We start from the raw sequence: 12,029 nt of genomic DNA on the forward strand, positions 1-12,029 counted from the left end.
ACGCCTTTAGCGGAGGGAGCACTCAACGACCGAGAAGATTTTCTATCCCCTCACAACCACCGGGGATAGTTTTTCTAGTTAATGTTCCCCCCCAAGCACAGCAATAGCACCTCTGCTCCTCGCTCATATTCTTGGTGTTACTGAAGTTGGCATTTTCCACCACTGCTCCCGTATACTCACCAGTTTCGTAATTGGGAATATGGTTGCGACTGCGGGGACTAGCCTTATCCCCAGTGCCATAAAATAGCCTAGTTCCCTTCAGATCCGCCCCATTAAGGTTGGCTTCGTAGAGCACCGCCCTGGATAGATTAGCCTTGACCAAATCCACTTGACTGAGGTTAGCCCGGATGAGGTAAATCTCACTCAGATCCACCCAGCGCAGATCCTGCCCCACCAAATCCGCCGCCACGAGCATCACTCCCAGGTTAATTACCCTTAGGCCGTGGATGCGGTCTTCTTGGTAGCCCCCCATGCCATCAAAAATAGGGCGACCGAGGTAATAGTCTCGCTTGAGGGGGGTGAGTAGGCGGGATTGGGAAAGAAAGCGGAGAATTTTTGCCTTACCACCGGAATCCACACTGGCCAGAATAGCCGCCGTTCTTCCTTCAGCGAAGGCCCGTTCCTGGGGCCAATCTTCTAACATGCCCTGATCGCTCAAAGCTAAGTCTGAAATACCCTGAAAATAGGCATCAATGGTTTGTTGCTGGGTGATGCGATTTTGTTGAATAGTCAAATCCTTGGAAATGACATATTGTTGCCAAGCAACGTACACCGCCAGTACAGCGATCATAATTTGCCCCAGGGCCCCCACCCATTCTGCCCAGGAACCAAATTCGTCGTATTTGAATTGATTGAGCCAATACTTCACAGAACTGTAAAGGCCTAGATAGTGGGCTAGAGCTCCGCTTGCCAAGACAAAACCGAGCCCCCCCAAGAGGGAACGCCGCTCTTGAACGGTGAGGTAGTGCTGTATCCATGACTTGATGGTGGGGAGAATGACCTGGAGGGAAAACATCAGGGCCAGCACCGCTGAAGTAAACCCCAACCAGGGCCAGCGGAAAACTAACCCCAGGGCAATGCCAAGCACTGTCACCACCAGTAACCAGGGCATAGCCGGATCAACAGACTCTTGAAACACCCATTGGGGCAAAGAACGACGGGGCGTACTACTTTCCCCCGGTCCTAGGGCTGGAGGCAAATCGAACAACTCATTGGGCATAGCCGAAACATTCAGGACAAGGGCAATTCCTAGGATTTTAATGGATACCAGCGGTGGTTATCCAAAGCGGCGATCGCCGTGAGTAGTTCCTTAGGCTGATGCACCAAAAAATCCGGCTCGTATTCCTGCAAAATGGCCGGCGGGCTGAATCCCCAAGCCACGGAAATCATCGTTAACCGACTTTTCTTGGCAGCGCTGATGTCCCTTGTTTCATCCCCCACGTAAATCACTTCATCGGCCTTGAAATTATGCTCCTTCAACACCCGATTAATAATACGGTTTTTGCCAAATAAGGTGGTGCCTGCCTTAACAAATTCGAACATATGTTCTAAGTCGTTGTTGCGCAAAAATATCCGCACATTATCCCCCAAATTAGAAGTGACAATGCCGAGCACATAGCCCTTTTGCTTGAGTAGGGCCAACACCTCTTTAACGTCCCCATAGGGCTTGAGGTCTTTGATTTCCTTGCCCAGTTCCTTTTTAAACCGCTTCAAAATAAAGGGAATTTTAAAGGGGGAAACTTGGGAATATTTAATAATTTCAGCCGAACTTAATTGCTTGAGGCGAGCCAATTCCACCTGGTCCACCGCTGGATAGCCAAACTCGTCCGCCAAACGATTGACAATGGCAAAAAAGGCGTCGTGGGTATCGGCAATGGTACCGTCAAAATCGAACAATACAGCTTTAATGGCCATGGTGAGGAGGGTGGGCCAACTATTTGGTCAGTCCTTCATTGTAGATTAGCCTGGGCGTTCCGCCGTAACATAGCTGGTTTTATGCGCCTCAGGGCCGACGCGGTGAATTGTTGCTGCCAATCCGCCTCAGTAATATTAGCCAAAGCCGTTAATTCTGGGTTGAGATTGCCTTCGTAGGGATGAAAATCCGCCACGTCTGTGGGTTGGGCAAAACGTTCATTCCAGGGGCACACATCTTGGCAAATGTCGCATCCCGCCACCCAACCTTGCAAATTGTTGGCGATCGCCGTTGGCAGGGTTTCCGCCCGATTTTCAATGGTGTGGTAGGCAATGCACTTATTACTGTCCACCACAAAGGGAGCCACAATGGCCTGGGTGGGACAGGCTTCGAGGCAACGGGTACAAGTACCGCAATGTTGACTGTGGGGGCGATCGCCGTTGAGGGGGATGTTGGTGACAATTTCCCCTAAAAATAACCAACTGCCGTAGTCTCGACTAATCAAATTACCGTTTTTGCCCACCCAACCAAGGCCGGCGCGTTCGGCCCAGGCTTTGTCTTGAATAGGGCCTGTATCGACGTAATAACGGCTCTGTAAATCCGGCACTTGTTGTTCCAGCCACAAATTAAGAGCTTTGAGTTTTTTAGTTAAGACCCGATGGTAATCCCGTCCCCAGGCATAGCGGGAAATTTTACCAATCCCAGGCTGATCACTGCGGCGGTGGGGAGTGTAATAATTTAGGGCCACCGCAATCACTGACTGGGCCGACGGTAAAAGCTCTCTCACGTTTTGGCGTTTGGGGTTATCCATCCAAGCCATATCGGCGTTATAACCCAGGGCAATCCAGCTTTGTAGCCTTTGGACTGCCTGATCGGTCTCCGTTGCCAAAACGTCAGCAATGCCCACCTGATGGAAACCGATCGCCAATGCTTGGGCTTTAATGCGTTCCTCTAGGAGAGATTGGGACAAGGGCAAAGGAAAAAATGAAGTTTTGGAGCTAAAACTTAGCTGTATTAACTGCTAACACACTGACTGATCTAATTACTTAGTTGTCGTCAAAGGAGCCATGGCCCGCATTAAACTAGCCATTTCCAACGCATTCATGGCATAGCCCCAACCGTGGTTGCTCTTAATGCCTGCCCGTTCTAGAGCTTGTTGCATGGTGTCTGTGGTTAAAATACCAAAAATCACCGGCACCCCAGTCTGGCTGGCGATCGCCGCAATGCCCTTGGCCGCTTCCCCGGCCACAAAATCAAAATGGGGAGTCTGCCCCCGGATCACCGCCCCTAGGCAAATAATCGCATCGTACTGCCCCGACACTGCCAACTTACGGGTCACCAACGGTACTTCAAAGCTACCGGGCACCCAAATATAATCCACCTGGGTACCAGCGGGGTCCACATCAATGCCATGGCGTTTGAGGCAATCTTGGCAACCGGAAAGTAATTTCTCCGTCACCAGGTCATTGAAACGGGCAATTACAAGGGCAAAACGAAATGGCCGGGCCGGAGGAGTAAACGACCCTTCATAAACTGTCATGGTGTAGTTCCCTAGATCGGGTTAACGCTGAATCAAACTTTGCGGGGGCTATCCCCCACAGCCTGGGTTCATCAATAGCCAGGCCATGGAAAAAAATTACCGGGATAGGGCGATCGCCGCCCCTAGACGACCAGGAAGTTCAACAGGGCCACCACAATTACCAAAATGGCCCAAATGCCGGAACCTAAATACAGCAAAGGCTTAGAACGGTCCCAGTTCTGGGGAGAAGCATAGGCCACCGGCACTCCCACCACCATCACAAAAGAAAAAAGCACCAGGGCCGCCAACGCAATCTGAAAAACAATGGACATTTTAGAGTTTCTCCTTATAAATTAAGCAAGACTGTCCCCGGCTGAAACCCTCGACAGTCGCTGATATGGGCAAATATTATCGTTGAATCTTTCCCTATGTAAGCTACCAAAATATGTGCCCTGAGGGAAGCACATAGCCAGATTACCCAGGGGCGATCGCCCAGAGACCTTGTCCAAGGTTTTTCTACGCTCAACAAACTAGGGTCAGATAAAATTTATCCCCAGGGAAGATATCCGATCCAGGGGAAACCAGACCATGCCTTAGCTATTAAGATGGGCAGCGAGAGACTCGAACTCTCACGACCGAAGTCGCCACATTTTGAGTGTGGTGCGTCTACCAATTCCGCCAGCCGCCCTTGTTTTCTTCGGTGTTCAGATTATACGCATTTTTGCGCCCCTTGAGCAAGTTTTGATAGGTTTGGGAATCACTCCAGCGATCAATTTCCCTGGCCCGGAGTACCGGCACCGGATGGGTCAGGTTCTGGGTTTGTAAATTCCTCAGCATTGCCCCCATTTCATCTTCCCCCAGGCGATCGTATTCCCTGGCTTGGTCAATGAAAGCATCTAAATTTAACAGAGGAGCTAATTGGGGGGAACCGCCGGCCAACTTCATCAATACCGACATCACCACCTTGGGATCCTGCACCGCCAACAGGGCCGCCCGGTCACAGCTAAATTCAGCACAGCGCACCCACTCCAACATCTGGGACTGGAGGGATTGGGTTAACACCGCCCCCCAGTTGGGGATTAGCCCCGCCGCCAGCACCATAATATTAGCCAGGGTCAGATACACCCCATGCTCACATTTAAGGTGTCCCAACTCATGGGCCATTACCGCTTGGATTTCCGCCGGAGTCAACATATCCACTAGGGAAGTGTGCATCACCATAAAAGGCTTTTTACCCCGCATGGCAAAAGTGTAGGCATTGGGTTGGGGGTTTTGTTGGATGTAGAGTTCCGGTGCTTCCAGGTCGAGAATTTTACAGGCATCCAAAAGCAGTTGGTGGAGATGGGGCAATTGTTGTTCCCCCACCCGGACACTGGCGGCCAAATTATTGAGGGCAAAAAACTGTTCCGCCACGGAGCCTAGCAATCCCCGCACCATCAGGTCTAGGCCGGGAATCTGTTTCAAATTGGTGGTGGCCATTTGGTCCAAGGGATGGCGAAAATGGTCTGCCTTTAATCCCACCAGGGGAATGGAGTTGCTGATAAATTCTGACATTTTTAAAATCTGGCCTAACTTCACTGTTCAAATTCTATTGGTTTCTGAGCGGGAGGGCATTGCGGCAGCAGCCATTAACCAGGAGCCCAAGGCAACATCCAAGACAGGATTTGACAGTGACCACCCCGCCCCAAGTTTAGGGAAAACTGGATCAAAGTCCCCTAGTATTGCCAGGGCTTCAGTGGATCCATTTGGAAGGCAGATAAAACTTTACCAACAGTTCCTAAGACCACAGTCCCCAGGCGATCGCCAAGGTTTCAAGCTGGTCTAAACGGGGTGAGCAAAATTGTTCTTACTGGCGGAAGGCTTGCCCCCTTTGTCCAACTCGTACTGTATAATTGAGAGTCTGTATCCTGGCTTGTACGGTAAGTAACAGGAGGCACGCATATTCACTAAACGGAGACTAAGGGATTAGGACTTAAAACTTACATGGTCAGTCAAACTTCTACAGCAACTATTGGATTCACTCTCGAGGACTTTGCCGCCCTTCTTGACAAGTACGATTATCATTTCAGTCCTGGGGACATTGTCGCTGGGACAGTATTTAGCATGGAGTCCCGGGGGGCTCTGATTGACATTGGGGCAAAAACCGCCGCCTATATTCCCATTCAGGAAATGTCGATCAACCGTGTGGATGACCCTGAAGAGGTGCTCCAGCCCAACGAAACCCGGGAATTTTTCATTCTGACCGATGAAAACGAAGACGGTCAACTCACCCTTTCCATCCGCCGGATTGAGTATATGCGGGCTTGGGAAAGGGTCAGACAACTCCAAGCGGAAGACGCCACCGTGCGCTCCAATGTTTTCGCCACAAATCGTGGTGGTGCTTTAGTCAGAATTGAAGGACTGCGGGGCTTTATTCCCGGCTCCCACATCAGTGCCCGGGAAGCGAAAGAGGATCTAGTAGGGGAAGACCTACCCCTGAAGTTTTTAGAAGTGGACGAAGAACGTAATCGTCTAGTGCTCAGCCATCGTCGGGCCCTAGTAGAGCGGAAGATGAACGGTTTGGAAGTGGCTCAAGTAGTGGTGGGCTCCGTTCGGGGCATCAAACCCTACGGTGCTTTCATCGACATCGGTGGTGTCAGCGGTCTGTTGCACATTTCTGAGATTTCCCACGACCACATTGATACCCCCCACAGCGTCTTTAATGTCAATGATGAAATCAAGGTGATGATCATTGACCTGGATGCGGAACGGGGTCGTATTTCCCTTTCCACCAAGCAGTTGGAGCCGGAACCTGGTGCCATGCTAAAAGACCGGGATTTGGTCAACGAAAAAGCCGACGAAATGGCCGAAATTTTCCGGCAGAAACGTTTGGCGGAAGCCCAGGGCATTCCCTATGAGCCCCCGGCCTCCGTTGATGACACTGACACTAACGATGAGGAAGATGAGTCCCTGGCTGTCAGCGCTGTGGATGAGTAATTAATTTAGCTGATATTTCAGTTATTTCAGTAATCAGTGGAAATTCAATGATTTCCTGCCCATCAATCAATAACCCTGAGCTATTCCTGGCCCAGGGCTTTTTGTTGAGCCTCCGCCAGTCCTAAGGACGTTCTGCATCCCTATTAGCCCAACGTCCTTTCCCAGTCCTTAACGGCGGAACATGATACAGGACAAATCAAGCCCTTGAAAATTGTCCTTAACCTTGCATTTATTGCTCTTCTATCTTCCCTTTTCTGATAGAGGAGCGATAAGTAAAGTGCCCTTGATATAAGCTTTTTGGCAAGTCCCATTGCATTGTTCTTGTTTCAAGTGACCCTACTAAACTGCCAAGGGGAGGGTAAACCAAAAATGGGACCCTTGCCCCGGACTGCTGGTAACGCCAATATGGCCACCGTGGGCTTCCACAATTTGGCGGGACTGATAACAACCAAGGCCAATACCAGTCAATCTTTGGTTATGGCGGTTGCGTAAATAGAGCCGGAAAAGATGCTCACATTGATCTTTGGCCATGCCTTTACCGTTATCACTGAGGGTAAAACGCACCATATTGCCCTCGGGTTGGGCCGCTAGGGTGAGGACAATACCTGGGGGGTTGTGGTTGAGGGCGTTGCCCAAAAGGTTGTCGAATACCTGCTTGATGTAGTGGGGGTCTCCCTGGAGAGGGGGTAATGTCTCGTCACATTTTAGGTTGAGATTTACCTGATGTTGCTCACAGGCCGATCGCCATTGTCGGCAAATTTGTTGCAAAAAAGGTTGGAGTTGTAGAGCTTGGGGGGCAAGATGGAGGGGGCGACATTCGGCAGTTTGTTCTTCACAGAGGGCATTGAGGAGGGTTAATTGGCGATCGCCACTGCGGATCAGACTATCGAGGAGATGGCGGGGCAGAGTTAGGGTTTCCCCCTCTGTGGTTGATAAATTTTTTAGCACCATCAGTAGACCCATCACCGAAGTGCGTAGATCATGGGAAATGGCCTGGACAAAGAGAGCTTTCATTTGCTGGAGATCCTGAAGCTCCACCATCTTGTCCTCTAGCTGGGCAGTGCGTTCCCCCACTTGCTGTTCCAAACTGGCATTCAAGGTTTGTACCCGTTGATAAAGTTGGGCCTGCTGAATGGCGATCGCCACTTGGGTGGCCAATTGTTCCAGTAAGCGCACCTCGGCCTTTTGCCAATGGCGGGGCTGTTGACAGTGATGTACCACAATCATGCCTAACCTGCCGTCCACCGTAGCGAGGGGAATGGCCAGCAAGCTTTTCACCTGATAACGAAAAAAACTACGCCGCAGTGGGTCTCCCTTGGGTAATTGGTCGGGATGATGGATCACCATGGCCTGGGCAGGAATGGTTTTAATGATCATTTCCTCTGGCTTTTGGGAAGCCGCCACCTGGGTATTGATGGGGGCAATATAAGCTGGACTAGAGGACTCGGCCACCACGGCCAATGGATTATTCCCCTGGAAGAGAGCGATATAAACCCGGTCAGTCTGCAACAAATGGCGCACTTCCGTCACCGTGGTTTGGAAAATGGTACCTAAATGCAACGACTGCCGCACCCGTAGGGCAACCTCCGCCAATAATCGTTCCCGTTCCCAGCTACCTCGCAATTGTTCTTCGGTGCGACGCCTTTCCCTCACTGCCACCGATAGCAATAGACTGGTGGTGCCCAAAACCAAAAAGAACATCTGCAGGAGGATCATCGCCCCGCTTTGATCAGCACTTTGAACGCTGAAGGATCCATTGCCCTGCACCGTAGCGGCGATCGCCAACAGGGCCAAACCTGAAGTAGAGAGGATTCCACCCCAAACCGGAAAACGAATGCTGGCCCAAACCACAACAGGAAAGGGTAAATACTCCAACCACTGAGTATAGATAGCGCCCCGATCCGCCAGGGGAATGAGGTCATCCCCAGCAAAAATCAACCAGGCTAACATCAACAAAAGGCCAGCACAGACCAGGGCCTCCAACCATCGCAGCCGGTCAATCTGGGTTGACCAAGGCCATGTCCAGCGGCCATATCTAAGCTTGAATAACAGGGGAGTGGCCAGCAAAATGCCGGTGGCACTGCCCAACCAGGCCAAAGCCCCTGTCCACCAAATACGACTATCCCCCTGCCAGAGGGATAACAACAGCGCGGCGATCGCCGTTACAGTGGCCCCCAGCCCCACCCCTGCCAGCAAAAAGACCATGCCATCCTGGAGCCGTTGACCCTGGGGGGAAAACTCCAACATCTGTAGACCCCGGCCAGCCAGCAGCACCACTGTCGTGCTAATCATCCCTAGGGCCAATGCCAGGGGGGGATCTCCTAGTACTATCATGGGGGCAATGGTCAAACCCAAGCCCAAGACCATAATGTTGGTGCCCTGCCACCATAGCGCTAGGGCCATACCTTGCCCCAAGCCCAAACTAAGCCATTGTTGCCCCCGGCCTAACATTCCGTAGGCTAATGCCGTGCACAGGCCCAGGGCGATCGCCAATGCCAAAGACGGCAAAGTGTTGACCAGCCTCCGGCGTAGGGACTTGGGTAGGTAGATCAGCATCAACGAAAAATCTGACAATGGGCGACGGGGCACACTGTTTTATTTAATATGGTCAATATTCTTTCCCCCCCATGGGGATAATGAGATAGTGGGCAAATCCGCTTTCTGCATCGGCGCCCTTACCGTGATAGTAATCACCGATAAAGTACAAAGAATTGCTAAGCACTGAAAATTACTATCTAAACTTTGCCTAAACTGGAATGGATTTTACTTCCCCCCATAGGGTGAAAATCGAGCCTTGCCTGCCTATGAAAATTTTGATCGTTGAAGATGATCCATTGATGCAATTAGGTTTGGAGCAAGCCTTGGGGGCCCATGAGCGCTTTGAAATTATTGGTCGAGTAGATAATGGCTATGGCGCTGTGCAACAGGCGGCGGCCCTCAACCCAGACTTGATTGTGATGGACATTGGTTTACCGGGGCTAGATGGTATTGAAGCCACCAAACAAATTAAACAAACTTCCCCCCAAATCCATATTGTGGTGTTAACTTCCCACACTCTGCCCAACGAGATTATCGCTGCTTTATCCAGTGGGGCCGATGCCTATTGCGTGAAGGGGGCCACCTTGGAGCGCTTAATTTTGGCGATCGCCGCCGCCCAGGATGGAGCCACCTACCTAGACCCCCAAATTGCCCGGGTAGTGGTGGAAAATCTCAAACCGCCGGTGCCGGAAGGCCAAGCCGACGTGTCCAGCCTCTCGGAACGGGAAATTGACGTGTTGAAATTGATTGTGGAAGGAAAAAGTAACCAAGAAATTGCCCAAACTTTATATCTAAGCACCAACACAATTAAAACTCATGTACGGGGCATCATGAATAAATTGTCCGTCGATGACCGGGTGCAGGCCGCCGTCATTGCTCTGCGTTCCGGTTTGGTTTGATTGCAGAAAGGGCTATAATCCAAGGCGTTTACTTTACCCGTCCTAAACCATGGCCAAAGCAATCTGGAATGGGGTCGTCCTCGCTGACAGCGATCAATGTGAAGTGGTGGAAGGCAACTACTACTTTCCCCCCGACAGCATCCATCCCCAGTATTTTCAGCCCAGCAACACCAACACCGTTTGCGGTTGGAAAGGCACCGCCAGTTACTACACCGTAGTGGTGGACGGCCAAACAAACCCCGATGCGGCTTGGTATTACCCCGATCCCAAACCGAGAGCGGAAAACATTAAAGGCTACATTGCCTTTTGGCGGGGTGTGAAGGTTGAAGCCTAAGCCTAAATTGTTTTGCAGTTATTAGCCGTGATTTTCACTGCATAGCCATGCACAATGGCGAACTTGTTCTTTTATGTGCTCACCCGACTCAGTTTGTAATCGCCCAAGGCTCAGGAATTTAACTAACTACGATGGAATTAACTGGAAAAACAGCCCTGGTCACCGGGGGAGGCATAAGGGTTGGTCGGGCCTTAGTTATGGCCCTGGCCGAAGCAGGCTGTAACGTCTTTATTCACTACGGTAATTCCCAAGCAGGGGCCCTAGAAGTTCAGCAAGAGGTGGAGGCATTGGGCAGAAAAGCTTTTGCCTATTCTGCTGACTTAAGCGATGCCCAGGCGACCCAAACGGTTATTCCCAAAGCTCAGGAAGTGTTTGGTCAGGTGGATATTCTGATCAACAGTGCTTCAGTTTTTCCCCTGGAAGATAAATTCCTTCAAGTGGATCTTGATCTCTGGGAATGGATTTTTGCGGTTAATCTCCGGGCTCCCTTTCAATTGTCCCAGGCCTTTGCCCAGCAGGTATCCGGCGATCGCCAGGGGAAAATTATTAACATTAATGATGCCCGTATTCCCCGACCCAGGCCAGATCATTTTGTTTATCGTTTAACCAAACGGGGCTTATGGGATATGACGGAAATTTTAGCGTTGGAATTAGCCCCCAAAATTACTGTTAATGGCCTCGCCCTGGGGCAAATTTTAGAAGCACCGGAAGCCCCAGATCCGGAACAGTTTATGCGGGATTATGCCGAGCGCCGTATTCCTTTAAAAATGACTGGCAATCCCAAAGTTGTTACTGATGCGGCCTTATATTTACTGCAACAGGATTTTCTCAGTGGCACCACCATTCGTTTAGATGGAGCAGAATATTTGAAGTTTTAAGGAAGATTAACAAAGTTCAATAATTGGTAATTAATAATTCCTTCAGCTTGCCCCGTTTATCTGCTCGACTGTTAATCATGCGAGCAGCACTGACTCTTTCAAGACGAAAATCTTGGTATAATTCCTCAAAAAAATTATCATTCTCATCTACATTTTTAGGATCGGAATTGCTCAACATTAGCTTGGCTTTCTTGTCACTAAGTTCACGAAAATAATTCGCCAATCTTAATTGTTCCTGATCGTTAAAATCTCCCTGAGCATAGGAATTAAAGCTAGAGGTTTTGTTTAAAGGACGATAGGGGGGGTCAAAATAAACAAAAGTTGCAGAATCAATGAAATCATTGCTTGCCGTGAAATCGCCCAATCTGATTTCTGTTCTAGCAAGTAAGTTAGATACTAACTTAAGATTTTCAGCATCACAAATCTTAGGATTTTTATAATCCCCAAAAGGAACATTAAATTCCCCTTTGGAGTTGACTCGAAATAAGCCGTTAAAACAGGTACGATTTAAAAATATCAGTAATCCAGTTTGTTCTATCCATAATTTGCTAACATTTTCTAAATTTATTTCGGTAATATTCTGGTTAAATTTTAGTCTCTGCTGATAAAAAAAATCTTTCCTTTCATCTTGATCTAGACAATAATATTCTTGTTGTAGCTGGCTTAAAAAATCAACTAGATCATCAACATTTTGTTGAATCGTTTTATAAGCCAAGACTAGTTGTAAATTGCAATCTGAAATAAAGAATTTTTCTATCTGGGGATAATTTTGAGCAACGTGAAAATATAACGCCCCCCCACCAATAAACGGCTCGGCGTACTTAGTTAGCTGACCAGCGGTGATTTCTAGGGGAAAGCAATTAACTAATTTTTCAATTAACTTTCCCTTACCTCCGGCCCACTTTAGGAATGGCTTGGCAATAGTTTGCTTAACTTTCACATTTTCTAATTGACTTTCTTATCACTATTGCAG

Annotated in this window: 12 protein-coding genes and 1 tRNA gene; 4 read left to right on the forward strand and 9 right to left on the reverse strand. The window is 49.5% G+C overall.

Annotation, left to right across the window (positions count from 1 at the left end; genetic code table 11):
• Positions 1-22: 22 nt before the first annotated feature.
• From IQ217_RS01240 to IQ217_RS01270, 7 genes are all read right to left on the reverse strand, one after another.
• Positions 23-1,219 (reverse strand): pentapeptide repeat-containing protein, encoded by a 1,197-nt coding sequence (locus IQ217_RS01240; protein WP_194018624.1) that lies wholly within the window; start codon positions 1,217-1,219, stop codon positions 23-25.
• 29 nt (positions 1,220-1,248) lie between these two features.
• Positions 1,249-1,914: an HAD-IA family hydrolase gene (locus IQ217_RS01245; protein WP_190599336.1), complete on the reverse strand. Its 666-nt coding sequence runs from the start codon at positions 1,912-1,914 to the stop codon at positions 1,249-1,251.
• A gap of 35 nt (positions 1,915-1,949) precedes the next feature.
• On the reverse strand, positions 1,950-2,855 hold the full coding sequence (gene queG, locus IQ217_RS01250; protein WP_338116523.1) for a tRNA epoxyqueuosine(34) reductase QueG: 906 nt from the start codon (positions 2,853-2,855) through the stop codon (positions 1,950-1,952).
• A 99-nt stretch (positions 2,856-2,954) separates the two neighbouring features.
• Entirely contained in the window at positions 2,955-3,452 is a 498-nt protein-coding gene (gene ribH, locus IQ217_RS01255; protein WP_194018625.1) for a 6,7-dimethyl-8-ribityllumazine synthase, read from the reverse strand.
• 122 nt (positions 3,453-3,574) lie between these two features.
• The gene (psbZ, locus tag IQ217_RS01260; protein WP_014407093.1) at positions 3,575-3,763 is read right to left on the reverse strand and encodes a photosystem II reaction center protein PsbZ; all 189 of its coding nucleotides are present in this window, start codon (positions 3,761-3,763) and stop codon (positions 3,575-3,577) included.
• A gap of 274 nt (positions 3,764-4,037) precedes the next feature.
• Positions 4,038-4,119: transfer RNA gene (locus tag IQ217_RS01265), tRNA-Leu, on the reverse strand.
• Positions 4,098-5,009, reverse strand: coding sequence for a M48 family metallopeptidase (locus IQ217_RS01270; protein ID WP_338116521.1), 912 nt, complete (start codon positions 5,007-5,009; stop codon positions 4,098-4,100). The genes IQ217_RS01265 and IQ217_RS01270 overlap by 22 nt, the downstream gene beginning before the upstream one ends.
• A gap of 405 nt (positions 5,010-5,414) precedes the next feature.
• Here IQ217_RS01270 and IQ217_RS01275 point away from each other — a divergent pair, with 405 nt between their 5' ends.
• A complete protein-coding gene (locus IQ217_RS01275) occupies positions 5,415-6,407 on the forward strand; it encodes a 30S ribosomal protein S1 (RefSeq protein WP_190599339.1) in 993 nt (330 codons plus the stop codon).
• 339 nt (positions 6,408-6,746) lie between these two features.
• On the opposite strand, the gene IQ217_RS01280 is transcribed toward IQ217_RS01275, so the two are convergent.
• Positions 6,747-8,963, reverse strand: a complete 2,217-nt coding sequence (locus tag IQ217_RS01280) for an MASE1 domain-containing protein (RefSeq protein WP_228023902.1) — start codon at positions 8,961-8,963, stop codon at positions 6,747-6,749.
• Between the two features lie 248 nt (positions 8,964-9,211).
• Here IQ217_RS01280 and IQ217_RS01285 point away from each other — a divergent pair, with 248 nt between their 5' ends.
• The 3 genes from IQ217_RS01285 (at position 9,212) to IQ217_RS01295 (ending at position 11,056) form a co-directional block, all read left to right on the forward strand.
• Positions 9,212-9,844 (forward strand): response regulator, encoded by a 633-nt coding sequence (locus IQ217_RS01285; RefSeq protein WP_190599341.1) that lies wholly within the window; start codon positions 9,212-9,214, stop codon positions 9,842-9,844.
• Positions 9,845-9,893: 49 nt separating this feature from the next.
• Positions 9,894-10,178, forward strand: coding sequence for a DUF427 domain-containing protein (locus tag IQ217_RS01290; RefSeq protein ID WP_190599342.1), 285 nt, complete (start codon positions 9,894-9,896; stop codon positions 10,176-10,178).
• Between the two features lie 131 nt (positions 10,179-10,309).
• Complete coding sequence (locus IQ217_RS01295; RefSeq protein WP_194018628.1) at positions 10,310-11,056, forward strand: SDR family NAD(P)-dependent oxidoreductase; 747 nt, start codon at positions 10,310-10,312, stop codon at positions 11,054-11,056.
• Between the two features lie 16 nt (positions 11,057-11,072).
• On the opposite strand, the gene IQ217_RS01300 is transcribed toward IQ217_RS01295, so the two are convergent.
• On the reverse strand, positions 11,073-11,996 hold the full coding sequence (locus tag IQ217_RS01300; RefSeq protein WP_194018629.1) for a Dam family site-specific DNA-(adenine-N6)-methyltransferase: 924 nt from the start codon (positions 11,994-11,996) through the stop codon (positions 11,073-11,075).
• Positions 11,997-12,029 lie beyond the last annotated feature (33 nt).

Origin of the sequence: Synechocystis salina LEGE 00031, assembly GCF_015207985.1 — a bacterium.
Lineage (GTDB): Bacteria > Cyanobacteriota > Cyanobacteriia > Cyanobacteriales > Microcystaceae > Synechocystis > Synechocystis salina.